At 45.1% G+C, this 16456-nt stretch carries 13 protein-coding genes; 8 read left to right on the forward strand and 5 right to left on the reverse strand.

The genetic code is table 11. From position 1 onward, the window contains the following. Window positions 1-83: 83 nt before the first annotated feature. From glmS to ABNE31_RS01635, 3 genes are all read right to left on the reverse strand, one after another. Entirely contained in the window at window positions 84-1931 is a 1848-nt protein-coding gene (glmS, locus tag ABNE31_RS01625) for a glutamine--fructose-6-phosphate transaminase (isomerizing) (RefSeq protein ID WP_349352118.1), read from the reverse strand. 124 nt (window positions 1932-2055) lie between these two features. Then, complete coding sequence (locus tag ABNE31_RS01630) at window positions 2056-3858, reverse strand: DUF4270 family protein (RefSeq protein ID WP_349352119.1); 1803 nt, start codon at window positions 3856-3858, stop codon at window positions 2056-2058. Between the two features lie 5 nt (window positions 3859-3863). Beyond that, the gene (locus ABNE31_RS01635) at window positions 3864-4673 is read right to left on the reverse strand and encodes a glycogen/starch synthase (protein WP_293280729.1); all 810 of its coding nucleotides are present in this window, start codon (window positions 4671-4673) and stop codon (window positions 3864-3866) included. A 102-nt stretch (window positions 4674-4775) separates the two neighbouring features. Between ABNE31_RS01635 and panC the strand changes: the two genes are divergently transcribed. From panC to ABNE31_RS01665, 6 genes are all read left to right on the forward strand, one after another. Beyond that, window positions 4776-5624 carry a pantoate--beta-alanine ligase gene (gene panC, locus ABNE31_RS01640; protein ID WP_349352120.1) on the forward strand — a complete coding sequence of 283 codons (849 nt, stop codon included), beginning with the start codon at window positions 4776-4778 and terminating at the stop codon, window positions 5622-5624. Window positions 5625-5636: 12 nt separating this feature from the next. After that, window positions 5637-5987 (forward strand): aspartate 1-decarboxylase, encoded by a 351-nt coding sequence (gene panD / locus ABNE31_RS01645; RefSeq protein ID WP_179383032.1) that lies wholly within the window; start codon window positions 5637-5639, stop codon window positions 5985-5987. Window positions 5988-5990: 3 nt separating this feature from the next. After that, entirely contained in the window at window positions 5991-6956 is a 966-nt protein-coding gene (locus ABNE31_RS01650) for a lysylphosphatidylglycerol synthase transmembrane domain-containing protein (protein WP_349352121.1), read from the forward strand. A 25-nt stretch (window positions 6957-6981) separates the two neighbouring features. Continuing rightward, complete coding sequence (locus tag ABNE31_RS01655; protein ID WP_306012506.1) at window positions 6982-8124, forward strand: alpha/beta hydrolase-fold protein; 1143 nt, start codon at window positions 6982-6984, stop codon at window positions 8122-8124. Window positions 8125-8246: 122 nt separating this feature from the next. Further along, window positions 8247-9605 (forward strand): DNA repair protein RadA, encoded by a 1359-nt coding sequence (radA, locus tag ABNE31_RS01660; RefSeq protein ID WP_349352122.1) that lies wholly within the window; start codon window positions 8247-8249, stop codon window positions 9603-9605. A gap of 50 nt (window positions 9606-9655) precedes the next feature. Continuing rightward, window positions 9656-11812, forward strand: coding sequence for a PQQ-binding-like beta-propeller repeat protein (locus tag ABNE31_RS01665; RefSeq protein WP_349352123.1), 2157 nt, complete (start codon window positions 9656-9658; stop codon window positions 11810-11812). Window positions 11813-11814: 2 nt separating this feature from the next. Here the strand turns inward: ABNE31_RS01665 and ABNE31_RS01670 are convergent, their stop codons facing one another. Both ABNE31_RS01670 and ABNE31_RS01675 read right to left on the reverse strand, forming a co-directional pair. Further along, entirely contained in the window at window positions 11815-12855 is a 1041-nt protein-coding gene (locus ABNE31_RS01670; protein ID WP_349352124.1) for an NADP(H)-dependent aldo-keto reductase, read from the reverse strand. A gap of 60 nt (window positions 12856-12915) precedes the next feature. Beyond that, complete coding sequence (locus ABNE31_RS01675) at window positions 12916-13680, reverse strand: exodeoxyribonuclease III (RefSeq protein ID WP_349352125.1); 765 nt, start codon at window positions 13678-13680, stop codon at window positions 12916-12918. A 133-nt stretch (window positions 13681-13813) separates the two neighbouring features. Between ABNE31_RS01675 and ABNE31_RS01680 the strand changes: the two genes are divergently transcribed. Then, window positions 13814-14374 carry a cysteine hydrolase family protein gene (locus ABNE31_RS01680; RefSeq protein WP_306012511.1) on the forward strand — a complete coding sequence of 187 codons (561 nt, stop codon included), beginning with the start codon at window positions 13814-13816 and terminating at the stop codon, window positions 14372-14374. Beyond that, the gene (locus ABNE31_RS01685; RefSeq protein WP_349352126.1) at window positions 14374-16446 is read left to right on the forward strand and encodes a TonB-dependent receptor; all 2073 of its coding nucleotides are present in this window, start codon (window positions 14374-14376) and stop codon (window positions 16444-16446) included. The genes ABNE31_RS01680 and ABNE31_RS01685 overlap by 1 nt, the downstream gene beginning before the upstream one ends. Window positions 16447-16456 lie beyond the last annotated feature (10 nt).

Below are 16456 nucleotides of genomic sequence, written 5' to 3' on the forward strand. Positions count from 1 at the left end.
AAAAATTCTTCCGCAAATCTAAGCAATCAACAAAAAAGGCGCTTTTAAAGCGCCTTTTGATTTTGTTTTAAGTTGATATTGGATTATTCCACTGTCACGGACTTCGCCAAATTCCTTGGCTGGTCCACATTGCAGCCTCGCATTACGGCGATGTGGTAGGACAATAGTTGCAACGGTATGGTCGTCAACAATGGTGATAAACTTTCTGAGGTATCCGGTACTTCTATCACATGGTCGGCAAGTTGCTTTACCGTTTCGTCCCCTTCGGTAACGATGGCAATGATGCGTCCCTTTCGGGATTTTATTTCTTGGATATTGCTCACCACCTTTTCATAATGTCCTTTTCGGGTGGCAATCACCACAACAGGCATCTGTTCGTCGATCAAAGCGATGGGGCCGTGTTTCATTTCGGCAGCCGGGTATCCCTCGGCATGGATATAACTGATTTCCTTCAACTTTAAGGCACCTTCCAATGCCACTGGAAAATTGTAGCCTCTTCCCAAGTACAAACAGTTGGTGGAATCTTTGTAGGTCTCGGATATTTCTTCTACCAATGGGTTGGATAACAGTGCTTTTTCTACCTTGGTTGGTACGGCTTCCAGTTCCGCTAAATACTCATGAAACTTGCTTTGCGAAAGGGTTCCTTTTTCTTGCGCCAATTTGAGGGCAATCAAAGTGAGCACAGTAATCTGCGTAGTGAATGCCTTGGTGGATGCCACCCCGATTTCCGGACCAGCATGTGTATAGGCACCGGCATGGGTTTCCCTAGCAATGGAAGAACCCACCACGTTGCACACCCCAAACACAAAGGCCCCTTTTTCTTTGGCCAATTTAATGGCTGCCAAGGTATCAGCCGTTTCACCGGATTGGGAAATGGCAATCAAAACATCTTTTTCCGTAATTACCGGATTTCGGTATCTGAACTCCGAAGCGTATTCCACCTCTACAGGTATCCTCGCCAAATCCTCAAAAATATATTCGGCCACCAGACCCGCATGCCATGAAGTTCCACAGGCCACAATAATAATTCTGTTGGCGTTTAAGAACTTTTCAAGATTTTGGTCGATTCCTGACATCTTAACGATTCCCTTATCGGCCAACAAACGGCCTCGATAGGTATCCAAAATCGCTTTGGGCTGCTCGTAGATTTCCTTCAGCATGAAATGGTCATACCCCCCTTTTTCTATTTCTTCCAGATTTAGCTGTAGTTCTAGAATATTGGGATACGCAATGGCATCGTCCTTGATTTTGCGCAGCTTGATTTCCTTTCCTATCCGAACAATCGCCATTTCCTCATCTTCTAGATAAACGGCGTTGTTGGTAAACTCAATGAAAGGGGATGCATCGGAAGCGATAAAGTACTCGTTCTCACCAATTCCAATGGCAAGTGGACTACCTAGTTTGGCCACTACTATTTCATCAGGCTTGCTCTTGTCAAAAACGGCGATGGCGTAGGCACCTACCACTTGGTTCAGTGCAATCTGCACCGCCTTTCCGAGTTTTACCCCTTCCTTTTTCTTGACTTCTTCGATGAGATTGACCAGTACTTCGGTATCAGTATCCGACTCAAAAGTATAGCCTCTTTTTGTCAAGGCCTGTTTGATGGACTCATAGTTTTCGATGATGCCATTGTGGATGATCACCAAGTCTCCTGAATTGGAATAATGCGGATGTGAGTTGGCATCATTGGGAACCCCGTGGGTTGCCCACCTCGTATGGCCCAATCCCAATTTTCCTTCAGTAGGAATGGTCGATTCGGCCTTATTTTTTAAATCTTCTACTTTGCCCTTGGTTTTGGACAAGTGAATATCCTTTCCATCAAAAAGAGAGATGCCTGCACTGTCGTAACCTCTGTACTCCAGTCTTTGCAGACCTTTTATAATTATCGGGTATGCTTCCCTATGACCGATGTAACCTACTATTCCACACATAAGATTGTTTTTTGTTGTTGTCCATTTGGGGGTTGGTCATCAAAATTAATAGGTATACGTTAAAATCATAGGTTCTGGTTCGTTAAAACGACAAAAGTCCAAAAAACCACGATAAAGCTACCCTCTAATTTGCTTCTGTGTAAAAGATTTCCAATTTCAACTTCATGGCCTCCTCACTTGGAGCTAGATTGCTTCCGTAAAGGACCGTACCCAATGGGCTCATGGATGCGGCGATGGGATAATCCACCCCTTGCATATCGCTGCCCATCGCTTCTCGAAGTCCCACTAAGTTGATGTTGGGCGTAGCAGTCAGCCCCAATCTGGCATTGGCGGAATCCCGTACAATGATGTTGTTAATATGCTCCGTAATACGCACGGTATATTTTACGCCCCTATCGTTTTCCTTTTCCAACAAACCGCCATGGTTAAGAAAGTATCGCAATGGATTAGGACCTGTATTGATCGCCGGATCTTCGTTAAGTGCATCGAAAAGCGGACGATTGGTTTCTGCATTGAACAAATAAATTCGCGGTGGCTCCACTATGGTAGGGCCTACCGTTTCACGGTCCACATAAAACACCAAATTGGCCTCGTTGATCACCCAATTGTTCTGTTTGATTTCATTGATGATGGCAGACCCTCCATTCTCCAATTCATCAAAAAGACGTATCTCTGCCAAGGTGGCACCACCCTTAACATATATCCTTGACGCATTTTCGTCGCTGTCGAGGGCCCCCTCTACGTAGGGAGGCAACATTTCGTCCTCAAAAACATTTACCGCATTTCCGTTGATTCCTCCAGCTTGTGTCCCGGACAAAAGATTGATAACGTAATCTCTTTCCGATGTGACCGTTTGCTCTGTCTCTGGGTCAAAATCATCGTAGGTATAACTAATGGTGATATTGGCCTGGGTTAGGTCCAAAAGGAACATAAGTTCTTCCATATCGGTACCCGTTAAGTGGATGCCTCGCAAAAAGTTCCTGAAATTGGACTGGGTCAATAACTCTGGCTGACCTTCCTTGTCCAAAATATTCTGCTGAAAGAAATCTGGATTCAGCGGTACTCGGATTCCAGGATTCAACCTATTGGTTATTTCTTGGGATTCATCGATATCCGGAGTGTCAGGGTCGTCCTCATTGTCCCTAAAAAGCAGTTCTTCGTCACTGATGGTAACCTCACCATTAAATAATTCTTCACCAATAAAAGTAGAAAAATCTTGGTTGGAGTAGTACTCTTGAGCTTCTTGAAAGTTAGAATTGGGATCTAAGTCCCTCAAAAAATAGTTGGATTTGGACACCACTAAATTAAAGGACTGTTCCCGATTTCCATAAATACTGTCCAAATCAAACCTTTGTGGATATGTATTGGCTACAAACCCTTCGCCTGTTCCATCCTCATCTGGATCAAATGGATTGGAACCAATGGCTCTTTCTTGGTTGTCGGTTACGCCATCACCATCCAAATCGGAGTTGGGGTCTGTTGCTGCATCGCCGGGCTCAAATACATCGGGTACCCCGTCGCCATCCCTATCACCGGAAGGAGATCGTTGAAAAGGAATATATAGGTACACTTCGCTTACCGTTTCGTTTTCCTGATCGTTGTCCGGGCCATCCTCACTAGCTTGGGAAATATCTCCAAAACTAGGCGAGGGAGTAGGCAGGGTAAGTTGTGAAATGATACTCGCATTTCGCTTGCCATAAATGGGGTCGTTAAAAGTTCCCAATTGGTACAGTGGCAATTTATTGGTCTGTACAGCAGTGATTCCCTTGTTGAAGGCAAACACATCGTATTCCACTTTACCAGTACTAAAGGGCTCTCCACCAATAACACCTTCTCCTATGGTATCCAACTCCTCTTCACAAGAGACAAGTAGTAAAAACAAAGTTCCAACCAGTGCTGAAACTTTGAAAATATGGGAAAATCTCATTCAATCTATTTTAAAACCTCTGTGTTATAGAAATTTGTGTACGCCTCCTCTGCTTCTTGAAGCGAAACATAGGGAAGTACCGGAACGGAAAGATTATCGATATGACTTTTTAGGTCGTCGGACAAATCCTCCGCGGCTAAAATAACGGCATCGGAATGATCTACGGCAACCTTTAACAAATTATTATACTCGGGCTTGGACAGGGCGGCAATATCCTCTTTGGCTATGCCATCAAAGGCGATTTTATCGATCATTTGGCTGTCCAGTTCACCTTCAAAATCCTTTCCATAAACAGATGTCACTATCCTACTTTCGGAGAACAGGGGTTCATCTGCATAATACTTTCTCAAATAAAGTGGTACCATGGAGGCCATCCAACCGTGTACATGGATGATATCCGGCGACCAATTCAGTTTTTTCACGGTTTCCACCACTCCTTTGGCAAAGAAAATGGCTCTCTCATCATTATCCGGGAACAGTTTTCCGCTAGAATCCGCAAATGTTGCTTTTCTTTTAAAGTATTCGTCGTTGTCTATAAAGTAAACTTGGATTCGTTCTTTGGGTATGGAGGCTACCTTGATAATCAAGGGCATATCCATGTCGTTGATGACCAAATTCATCCCCGATAAACGGATGACCTCGTGTAATTGATGCCTTCTTTCGTTAATGTTTCCATACCTTGGCATAAATATGCGTATTTGCCCACCATTGCTGTTCACCATTCTTGGCGCTTCGTACGACATTAAGGAAACAGGATTCTCTGGGAGGTAGGGAACTAATTCAGAAGATACAAACAATACCTTTTTACCATTCATAAACACTTTCTTTTGTTTATCCGAAAAACATAGCTGCAAAAGTACAAAAATTATGCTGATTCATAGTATTTATAGTATTTTTGCACCCTTTTGTACCTGTATATGAAGATATTCGACCGAAAAAAAGACCTCAACACCTTTACGCTGCAACAGCGGAAAAAAGACTGTACCATTGGTCTTGTGCCCACTATGGGAGCGTTGCACAGCGGTCATATCTCTTTGGTAAAAAAAGCCCTCTCCGAAAATGACCTGGTCGTGGTAAGTATATTTGTGAATCCCACACAGTTCGACAAAAGGGATGATCTGGAAAAATATCCCCGTACTTTTGAAAAGGATATCGATTTATTAAGGCAAGTATCCGATAAGATTGTTGTGTTCGCACCTACGGTGGATGAAATCTATGAAGGTAAAGTCGCATCCGAGTCCTATGAATTTGAAGGTCTGGACAAGGTAATGGAAGGAGAATTCCGGTCGGGGCATTTTGATGGCGTTGGCACCATTGTGGAACTTTTGCTCCGAACCGTGGCCCCGGACAGGGCCTACTTTGGCGAAAAGGATTTTCAGCAATTGCAGATCATTCGAAAAATGGCCGAAATCAAGCATTTGCCGTATACCATCATAGGGTGCCCTATTGAACGGGAGCCCCATGGCCTGGCCATGAGTTCACGTAATGAAAGACTGTCAAAAACGACTAGGGAACAGGCTGGCTTTATCCATAACACGCTGCAAACTGCCAAAACAAAATTTGGCACGGAAAGTGCACTGGATATAAAGGATTGGGTAACCTCGGAATTTCAAGGAAACCCACTGTTTGAGCTTGAATATTTTGAAATTGCCGACGAGCATACCTTAACACCGGCATTAAAAATTCAAGACAACCAAAAATATAGGGCGTTCATTGCCGTTTATGCCGACGGAGTTCGCTTAATTGATAATCTAAGATTGAATTGATAATTTTGCACCATGCAAGTAGAAGTCGTAAAGTCCAAAATTCACCGAGTAAAAGTAACCGGAGCCGACCTTAACTATATCGGAAGCATAACTATAGACGAAAATCTGATGGATGCCGCCAATATTATCAGGGGAGAAAAAGTGCAGATCGTGAACAACAACAACGGTGAGCGATTGGAAACTTACGCCATACCAGGCCCCAGAGGTTCTGGCGAACTCACCCTGAACGGTGCCGCTGCCCGAAAAGTGGCCGTAGGCGACGTTTTGATCTTGATCACCTATGCCTGGATGGATATCGAAAAGGCAAAGACATTTAATCCTGCATTGGTATTCCCCAACGAGGAAACCAATCTACTCCAATAGATTTTGGGCAAATCCCTAAAAAAATTCCTTAAACTTTTTGTACCCATCGCTTTTGGGCTCTTCTTGGTTTGGTACTCCTACAACTCCACCACACCTGAAGAACGGGATCAAATCCTCCACTATATTTCCAATGCCAGCCCATTTTGGGTGGGTATTTCCGTGATTATCGGGATTTTGAGCCACATTTCCAGAGCGGTCCGTTGGAAATATCTGCTGGAACCCATGGGATATCGCCCCAAAACCATCAACACAATATTTATTGTATTGATTTCCTATTTTGCCAACTTGGGCATACCCCGCTCGGGCGAAATTTTAAGGGCCACCGCACTCACCACCTACGAAAAGGTCCCTTTTGAAAAAGGCTTCGGAACCATTGTCACAGAAAGGGTCATAGACCTCTTGATGCTTTTGATCATCATATTGGTCACCCTCGTACTTCAAACGGATTTTATTCTAGGATTTCTGGAGCAACGAGGAGTAAACCTCATCGGGGCCATTGGAATTTTATTTGTTGGGATAGTCGGTCTTTTTCTGGGGTCGTACATCATCCGAAAATCAAAATCGCCATTGGCGTTAAAGTTGAAAGGCTTCTTGGGCGGACTTCAAGATGGGGTGCTCAGCCTCTTCAGAATGAAAAACAAATGGCCGTTCATCCTTCATACGGTTTTTATCTGGACCGCCTATTTTGGTATGTTCTGGGTGATAAAATACACGGTTGAAGAAACCGTTCCACTCTCCATGGGCGAACTATTGGTGGCCTTTGTCGCAGGGGCCTTCGCCATGTCGACCACCAACGGCGGAATTGGCCTGTATCCCATAGCGGTAAGTGCTGCCTTGGGCATCTATGGCATCAGCTCTGTTTCTGGTGATGCTTTCGGTTGGATCATGTGGATCGCACAAACCATGATGGTCGTCCTTTTCGGTACAATATCCTTCATCGTATTACCGTTATTGAATAGAAATCGGTAAGCCCCGACCGCCCAAAACTTAACCAATGAAAAAATGTCTATTGCTACTGATAGGCTTCACCTGCTTGAACCTAGGCGCCCAAGTAAAAAAGGAAATATTCGAATCCTTTAAATTACAGGAACGACGCGATGTTTCCTACTACTTTCCAGAAGATTACGACGAAGAAAAATCGTATCCACTCATCGTGGTACTCGACGCCGAACATTTGTTCGACCTTGTCGTGGCCAACGTAAAATTCCAAAGCAGCTTTGATCGCATGCCCCAAGCCATTGTGGTAGGCGTGGATCAATTGGAGAATGACATTCGCTGGGAAGATTGCGCCTTCGAAGAAGTTTCGGGCCTACCATCCGAAAAAGGAAAGCTGTTCTTTGAGTTTTTGGGCACTGAAATCATTCCATACCTAGAGACCAGTTACAATGTGGCTCCATTCAAAATGTTTGTGGGGTACGATATCACCGCCAATTTTGGCAACTACTATTTGTTCAAGGATAGATCATTGTTCAATTCGTACATCAGCATTTCGCCTGTTTTGGCCACTGAAATGGAAAGTAGGGTGCCTGCACGCCTATCGGAGCTCGACCAGACGATTTTTTACAACTTGATCGTAGAAAAAGCACCCACCGATGATCGCCAGCGCGTACTTCAAATGAATGCCAGCATCAAATCCATCACCAAAGAATCCCTGCATTACTTTTTTGATGAATATGAAAATGCCGACCACACCTCCATTGCCGCCTATGGGATAAGCAAAGCTTTTGATAATGTATTTAGGATTTACCGACCCATTACCCCTGCGGAATACAAATCGGATATTTTGACCTCCGAAGAGCCTGTATTTAACTATCTGGAAACGCGATATGGCACAATCAAAGACCTCTTTGGTTTTGAAAAACCCGTGGAACTCAACGATATCATGGCCATTTATGCGGCTTGCCTTAAAAAGGAGGATTACGAATCCTTAAAACCACTGGCAGAGCTTTGCAAAAAGGAATTTCCAGAAACCATGATGGGCTTTTATTTTGAAGCAGAACACTATGAGTTCATCGGAGAGCCAAAAAAGGCATTCAAGACCTTTGAAAAAGCCTTCCAAATGGAAGAAATCGACTTTTTGACCAAGGATTTGGCACTTCAAAAAATAGATGCGCTCAAGGAAGACTTTGGGTATTAGTGAGCTGTATTTCTTAATGATTTGATTGTTGGGTGGTTTGCTTCAGAAAAAATCAAACCAATTATCAAGACATCAATCCAACAATCAAAATCCATATCTTTAGGCCCCTCATTGAATTCTGAATGGCCAAGACCAAAACAACATTCTTTTGTCAAAATTGTGGCGCCCAATTTCCTAAATGGATCGGACAATGTTCCTCCTGCAAGGAATGGAACACCATTGTGGAAGAAGTCATCCAAAAAGAGGACAAAAAAAGTTGGCGAACCGACACCGTTGCCAAACAGGCCAATAAACCGCTTCGCGTTTCCGAAATCACCCAAGAGAAGGAACTGCGCTTGGATACCTTGGACCAAGAATTCAACCGTGTGTTGGGCGGTGGGTTGGTACCAGGCTCATTGACCTTGTTGGGCGGGGAACCAGGTATCGGAAAAAGTACGCTGTTGCTTCAGATTGCGCTAAAACTGCCCTACAAAATCCTATATGTGTCGGGCGAGGAAAGTCAGCGACAGATAAAAATGAGAGCCGACCGGATTCAGCCCAACAGCGAGAATTGTTATATCCTCACTGAAACGAAAACGCAGAATATATTTCAACAGATCACTACCATTGAGCCCGATTTGGTAATCATCGATTCCATACAGACCTTACATACCGATTATATCGAATCCGCTGCGGGGAGCATTTCCCAAATCAGGGAATGTACAGCGGAACTCATCAAGTTTGCCAAGGAAAGTCATACCCCTGTTATTTTGGTTGGACACATCACCAAAGATGGCACCATTGCGGGCCCAAAGATTTTGGAGCATATGGTGGATACCGTTCTCCAATTTGAAGGTGACCGCAATTATGTGTACCGAATCCTTCGATCCCTTAAAAACCGCTTCGGTTCCACAGCTGAACTCGGTATTTACGAGATGCAGGGAAGCGGCCTACGTGAAGTGAACAATCCATCGGAAGTGTTGATTTCCAAAAATGACGAAGACCTCAGCGGTACTGCCATCGCAGCCACTGTGGAAGGTATGCGACCTTTGTTGATAGAGATTCAGGCTTTGGTGAGCACCGCCGTGTATGGAACGCCACAACGTTCCGCCACAGGTTTCAATGCCAAACGTTTGAACATGCTCTTGGCGGTTTTGGAAAAAAGGGCAGGTTTTAAATTGGCCGCAAAAGATGTTTTTTTGAACATTACCGGTGGCATCTCCGTAGATGACCCCGCTATCGATTTGGCCGTAATGGCCGCTATCCTATCCAGCAACTCCGACATTGCCATTGAAAAAGGTGTTTGCTTTGCTGCAGAAGTCGGACTTGCAGGTGAAATTAGGCCAGTTCAACGAGTGGACCAACGCATACTCGAAGCTGAAAAATTGGGCTTTTCCAAAATATTTGTCTCCAAAAACAACAAAATCGGTTTAAAACAATCTGGCATACAGATTCAAAAAGTATCCAAGATCGAGGATGTAGTTGCCCATCTGTTCGGGTAAAACCGTAATTGCAGGTTTCTTTATATATTTAGGAAACTTTCAAACTGCACATGAAAAGATATTTCCCCCTAGCCTTATTGACGCTATTGACAGCTTGCTCAAACTTTGACAAAAACAAAGCGGACAAACCCTATTTTACAACCTGGGAGCACTATTTGGGTGACCCCGAACGCACACACTACTCCAATCTGGATCAAATTGACACAGCAAATGTTTCCCAATTAAAATTGGCATGGAGCTATAAAAGTGGCGGACTTCAAGAGGGTAGAACAACTCAGATTCAAACCAGTCCATTAATGGTTGATGGGGTCCTTTATGGCGTCAATGCCGCCATCGAACTGTTTGCCCTCGATGCAACTACGGGCAAGGAAGTCTGGAAATTCTCGCCAAAAACCAAAGATGAATCAGGTTTGGGGCTTAATCGGGGCCTAAATTATTGGAAATCCGATGGAGAACATCCCGGCCGTATCTTTTTCTCATCGGGACCCAAACTTTATGCTGTAGACATAATCACTGGCGAACCCATTTCTTCATTTGGCAACAACGGCAGTATTGATTTAAGGCAGGGTCTGGGCAGGGACCCCAGCAAATTATCCGTGGTATCGAACACTCCCGGCGCAGTTTTTCAAAATATATTGATTCAAGGTACCCGAGTGGGCGAAGGTCCAGGCTCCTCACCAGGACATATCCGCGCCTATGATGTGCTCACAGGTGAAATTTTATGGACCTTCCATACCATTCCACAGCCCGGGGAATTTGGTTACGATACGTGGCCAGCGGAAGCATATAAAAAAGTAGGAGGCGCCAATAGTTGGCCCGGTATGGCCTTGGACACCGAACAGGGCATTGTTTACATTCCCACAGGCTCAGCGGCTTTTGATTGGTATGGGGGCGACCGGGAAGGTGCCAACCTTTTTGCCAATTCCCTACTGGCCCTTAATGCTAACACAGGCGAACGGATTTGGCATTTTCAAATGGTGCACCACGATATTTGGGACCGCGATTTGCCTGCGCCACCCAATCTAGTTGATATTGAACGGGACGGACAAACCATTCCTGCCGTGGCTCAGGTTACCAAAAGTGGCCATGTGTTCGTGTTCAACCGCATCACGGGAGAACCTTTGTTTCCTATCGAGGAAAAAGCCTATCCCGGTTCCACATTGCTCGGTGAAAAGGCATTTGAAACCCAACCCTTACCCCTAAAACCAGCCCCATTTGCACGTCAGATATTGACAGAAGACGATTTGTATGCGCCCGACCGCACCGCATTTGTGGATGATTTGGTTTCAGGGAACAAAACTGAAAATACACCCACCGTGCTTGAAAAGTTCAAGTCCATCACATCCAAAGGACAATTTATTCCCATGGATACCACGGGCGTAATCCTATTCCCCGGTGCCGATGGGGGAGCCGAATGGGGCGGGGCTGCCCTCGACCCTCGCGATGGCGTGATGTACGTGAATGCCAATGAAATGGCTTGGATCATTAAAATGAAAGAGGTTGGTGGCGGTGCCGAAGGCTCCAGCGTTGGACAAAGTCTAGCACAAATCCATTGCGCCCGATGCCATGGTGGAGAACTGCAAGGTTTGGCCGGTATTCCAGCACTTCAGAATATAAAGTTGCGTTTGGAAGCCGATTCCATAAAGACCATCATCCAAAAAGGGCGCGGTGCCATGCCGGGCATGCCCAACCTTTCCACTGATGAAACGGATGCCATTACGGAATTTCTGATGGGTATGGAACAAGCAAAAGACCACCGGGTGGAAAAAATAAATGTAGATGTGCCCTATTCGGTCGCTAGTTTCGCAAGATTTAAGGATGATAGGGGCTATCCTGTTGTGAAACCGCCATGGGGAACCTTGAATGCCATTGACCTCAACACAGGTGAGTATCTATGGACCGTGCCTCTGGGCCACGAGGAAAGTTTACAAGACCCGAACGTACCCGTTTCCGGACTCGAAAATTACGGCGGGCCTGCCATCACCAAAGGTGGAGTGCTTTTTATTGCCGCCACCAAGGATGAAAAAATCCGTGCGTTCCATATGAAAACAGGTAAGCAGCTCTGGGAAGACAAACTTCCCGCAGGCGGTTATGCCACTCCCATCACCTATCAAGTGGATGGCAAGCAATACCTTGTCATTTCTTGCGGGGGCGGAAAAATGGGAACTGCCTCGGGTGATGAATATCGGGCATACGCCCTCGAATAAGTTTAAGGTGCGGGATTTGGAATAGTGTTGTGGATTTCCTCAATGCCATCCAACACCTCATCGGAAAGGTCTACATCGATACTGCCGATGTTTTCCTTGAGTTGTTCCATACTGGTTGCACCAATGATGTTACTCGTTAAAAATGGCCGGGTATTTACAAAAGCCAATGCCATTTGGGCGAGGCTAAGGTCGTGTGCTTTGGCCAATTCCGCATAAGCTTCGGTAGCTTGGGTGGCAGTCTCCCCGCTATATCGGTTATAATTTGGAAACAAGGTTACCCTGGCCTTTCTTGGAGGAACATCAGTAAGGTATTTACCACTTAGCACTCCAAAACCTAAGGGTGAATATGCCAAAAGTCCGATTTGTTCGCGCATGGAAATTTCGGAAAGACCCACCTCGAACAAACGGTTCAGCAAACTATAAGGGTTCTGGATGGTCTTCATCCTAGGCAAGGATTGGTGTACCTTGCTTTCTTCCAAATACCGCATGGTACCCCATGGCGTCTCATTGGAAATCCCAACGTGGCGGATTTTGCCTTCCGCAATTAGGTCACGCAACGTTTCCAATACTTGATGGATATTGTCATCCCAAACATCAACGGCATGGGCATTATACCCGCGTTGGCCAAAATAATTGGTCTTCCGCTCTGGCCAGTGCAATTGGTATAGGTCGATATAATCCGTTTGAAGGCGCTTTAAACTGCCCTCCACCGCACTGATGATGGATTCCTTGCTGAACCCCGAGTCACGGATATGCCGTGCTGCGTGCCCTGGCCCTGCAATTTTGGATGCCAGCACCACTTTATCCCGATTTCCCGTTTTTTTGAACCAGTTTCCAATCAATTCTTCGGTAACGGCATAGAGTTCCTTTTTTGAAGGGATTGGGTATAATTCCGCGGTATCGAAAAAGTTCACCCCTTGATCCAAGGCATAGTCCATTTGCTCATGGGCATCATCTTCATTATTCTGGCGGCCCCACGTCATAGTGCCCAAGCAAATTTTACTGATGCGGATATCGGTATGTGGAATTCTGGTATATTTCATCTTTTACTATTTAGGACGGATAAAGGTAAGGAATCAGAAATATCGGCCTTTACGGGAACGTTATTTTTCCACTTCCAACAAAATGGGACAATGATCGCTGTGCTTGGCTTCGGACAGGATTACGGAACGCTTCAATCGGTCCTGCAAGGGCTCGGCCACCATTCCATAATCCAAACGCCATCCTTTATTATTGGCCCTGGCATTGGCGCGGTAACTCCACCAGGTATAATTGTCGGGTTCCTTGTTGAAATGTCGGAAACTATCAATAAAGCCACTTTTCATAAAATTGCCGATCCATTCGCGTTCTACGGGCAAAAATCCAGACACATTCTTGTTTCGGACGGGATCATGGATATCGATGGCTTCGTGACAAATATTGTAATCCCCGCATACAATGAGATTGGGACGTTCCTTTCGAAGCTCCTCGGAATATTTTTGAAAATCCGCCATGTAGGTCAATTTAAAATCCAAGCGGTCCATATTGGTCCCGGAAGGCAAATACATGCTCATTATGGACAGATCTCCGTAGTCGGCTCTGATATTTCGCCCTTCATGGTCCATATAGTCGATACCCGTACCAAATTCCACATGGTCCGGCTTCTCTTTACAAAGTAAAGCCACACCACTATATCCTTTTTTCTGGGCACTGAACCAGTAGTGATGGGGATACCCAGCCTCCTCAAAAAGTTGGGTGTCCACCTGGTCCTCCATGGCCTTGGTCTCTTGAAGACAGATGATATCGGGGGAAACCGTTTGTAACCAATCCACAAATCCTTTGTTCATTGCGGCACGGATTCCGTTGACATTGTATGATGCGATTTTCATAAAATCAAATTTCCTCAAAAATAGCCATTGTGGCTGGCTCCTTAAAATTGATTTTAATGATCATGGCATCGAATAATAGAATCGCAGTCCAACTCTTGATCTTTTCCCTTAATTTTATGGCAAAATGGCCAGCATGACCTCACTTGTTTTGATAGACATCCAACTCGGTCTTCAGGAAACCTCCTTTTATGGCACGGAACGGAACCATCCAAACGCCGAAGAAAATTGTGGCAGGCTACTCCACTTTTTTAGATCCAAACAATTGCCCGTTTTCCACGTAAAGCATAACTCCACCAATCTAAGTTCGCCCTTGCATCCCAGCAAGATGAGCAATAATTTTCATCCAGCCGTAGAACCTTTGGTGAGTGAGCCCGTATTGGAAAAAACAGTGAATAGCGCTTTTATCGGAACAGACCTTGAGCTTCGTTTAAAAGCTTTGAACATCACCGATATCGTAGTGGCAGGGCTCACTATGGAGCACTGTATTTCCACTTCGGTGCGAATGGCCTCCAACTTGGGCTTTCATGTGACCTTGGTCTCCGACGCCACGGCAGCTTTCGACAAAGTGGGGTTTGACGGGAACCGATATGGCGCTGATGTAATCTTCCATACCGAATTGGCCAGCTTAAAAGATGAATTTGCCACCATCAAGGATACGGATACCTTGTTGGAAGAACTCGATAAATCAGTTTAATGAAATTGAAAACAAAAGGACTTCCCTTATTTGCTCTTTTATTTGTACTCCAAAGCTTTTCACAACAGAATCAACCCAAGGATTCCATTACTGCCCTGGAAGAAGTGATATTGACCCAAGATGCCATTCCCAAAAAGGCAACGGGCATCACGTCCTCGTCGAAAATTTCGGCCCAGACCTTTGAGCGGTTCAATCCTACCGACATTCCCTCGGCCATAAACCAGATTTCGGGAGTATACATTTTGTCTGGTGCCATCAATACGAATCGTATCACCATACGGGGCGTTGGGGCCAGAACTCCCTATGGCACAAATAAACTACGGATGTATTTTAACGGTATTCCAGTCACCAATGGAACCGGAGTCTCTACCATTGAAGCCTACGACGTGGAGGATTTGGGCGCCGTTGAGATCATCAAGGGACCAAAAGCCACGGCTTATGGTTCCAATTTGGGCGGAGCCATTTTATTGGACACCAAAGCTTCCGTAGAGGACAAGACCCAGCTTATCAATTCCTTTACCGTGGGATCCTACAATATGCTCAAGGACAACTTGACCTTTTCCCATTCCGAAAGTGGATTGAACATTTCCTTGAGCTACAATCATTTGGAAACGGATGGATTTAGACAGAACAGTAGGTTTGAACGTGATGGTCTATTGCTGAACACCCAGTTTCGAACTGGACAAAAGAGTAGCATGGCCCTTTTGGTCAATTATATCGATTATACGGCCCAAATTCCGAGTTCAATCAATCAAACGGACTTTGAAGAAGACCCCACAAGAGCTCCCAACAATTGGCTGGAATCACAAGGTTTTGAGGCAAATGATTATATTTTGACAGGTTTGTCCCATACCTATCAGTTCTCTGAAACCTTTGAGAATACCACCAGTATTTTTTACACCTACTTGGACCATTACGAACCAAGACCGTTCAATATTTTGGATGAATTTACCAATGGTTTTGGTCTTCGGAGTCGTTTTACTGGGAAATGGGGAAAGGCTGATTTCTCCTTCGGAGGTGAGTTGTACAAAGATGAATACCACTGGGGTACTTTCGAAAATTTGTACGAAGAAAACAATGGCAATGGCAGCTTACAAGGTGAACAATTGAGCGACAACACCGAGTTTAGACGACAGCTCAACCTTTTTGGAACGGTAACCTATCCCATCACCACACAACTTACCGCGCAATTTGGCCTCAATGTGAACAAGACACATTACGATTTTAGGGACCTGTTCAATCAAGGGGATACCAATGCATCCGCCGAACGCGATTTCGATGCCATTATACTTCCCAATCTAGGAATCCGCTATCAACTGAAAAACGGGGAACTCTACGCCAACCTGAGTAGGGGTTTTTCCAACCCCAGTTTAGAGGAAACTTTGACACCTGATGGCGTCATCAACCCAGATATTGCACAAGAAACAGGAACCAATTATGAACTGGGCAGTACCTGGCAACTATGGGAAAACAAACTCTCGGCCAACGTGGCCCTCTATCGAATGAACGTCAAAAATCTGCTGGTGGCCCAACGGGTGGGTGAAGATGAGTTTATTGGCCGAAATGCTGGCGAGACACGCCATCAAGGCTTCGAGGTGGATGTACAGTACCGGGAAAAACTTTCCCCGTCCATCACCTTTTCGCCCTACCTGAGCTACACGCTTAACGACCATAGTTTCGTGGATTTTGTGAATGGAGACAATGATTTTTCGGGCAATCCGCTTACGGGAGTCCCTAAAAACCGCTTAAGCTCTGGTATCGATTTTAGGCATTCCAGTGGATTGCAACTGAACCTCATCCATCAATTTGTGGATGACATTCCGTTAACGGATGCCAATACCCTCAGCAGCGATTCTTTTAATGTATTCCATTCCAAAATGAGCTTTGCCACTTCGATCTCAACCCATGTGAATTTGGGTTTGAATGTTGGCATCAACAATATATTTGACACTAACTATGCCCAATCGGTACTGATCAATGCCGTTGGATTTGGTGGTTCACAACCCCGATATTATTATCCGGGCAATGGCCGGAATTATTTTGGAGGGTTCCGATTGAACTATGTATTTTAAAGTGGAAGAA

Origin of the sequence: Flagellimonas sp. MMG031 (assembly GCF_040112705.1) — a bacterium.
Classification (GTDB): domain Bacteria; phylum Bacteroidota; class Bacteroidia; order Flavobacteriales; family Flavobacteriaceae; genus Flagellimonas.

What these genes read in the sequence shown, in the direction of transcription:
- glmS (WP_349352118.1), bottom strand. Translation starts at nt 1,931, where the DNA reads ATGTGTGGAATAGTAGGTTACATCGGTCATAGGGAAGCATACCCGATA.
- ABNE31_RS01630 (WP_349352119.1), bottom strand. Translation starts at nt 3,858, where the DNA reads ATGAGATTTTCCCATATTTTCAAAGTTTCAGCACTGGTTGGAACTTTG.
- ABNE31_RS01635 (WP_293280729.1), bottom strand. Translation starts at nt 4,673, where the DNA reads ATGAATGGTAAAAAGGTATTGTTTGTATCTTCTGAATTAGTTCCCTAC.
- panC (WP_349352120.1), top strand. Translation starts at nt 4,776, where the DNA reads ATGAAGATATTCGACCGAAAAAAAGACCTCAACACCTTTACGCTGCAA.
- panD (WP_179383032.1), top strand. Translation starts at nt 5,637, where the DNA reads ATGCAAGTAGAAGTCGTAAAGTCCAAAATTCACCGAGTAAAAGTAACC.
- ABNE31_RS01655 (WP_306012506.1), top strand. Translation starts at nt 6,982, where the DNA reads ATGAAAAAATGTCTATTGCTACTGATAGGCTTCACCTGCTTGAACCTA.
- radA (WP_349352122.1), top strand. Translation starts at nt 8,247, where the DNA reads ATGGCCAAGACCAAAACAACATTCTTTTGTCAAAATTGTGGCGCCCAA.
- ABNE31_RS01665 (WP_349352123.1), top strand. Translation starts at nt 9,656, where the DNA reads ATGAAAAGATATTTCCCCCTAGCCTTATTGACGCTATTGACAGCTTGC.
- ABNE31_RS01670 (WP_349352124.1), bottom strand. Translation starts at nt 12,855, where the DNA reads ATGAAATATACCAGAATTCCACATACCGATATCCGCATCAGTAAAATT.
- ABNE31_RS01675 (WP_349352125.1), bottom strand. Translation starts at nt 13,680, where the DNA reads ATGAAAATCGCATCATACAATGTCAACGGAATCCGTGCCGCAATGAAC.
- ABNE31_RS01680 (WP_306012511.1), top strand. Translation starts at nt 13,814, where the DNA reads ATGACCTCACTTGTTTTGATAGACATCCAACTCGGTCTTCAGGAAACC.
- ABNE31_RS01685 (WP_349352126.1), top strand. Translation starts at nt 14,374, where the DNA reads ATGAAATTGAAAACAAAAGGACTTCCCTTATTTGCTCTTTTATTTGTA.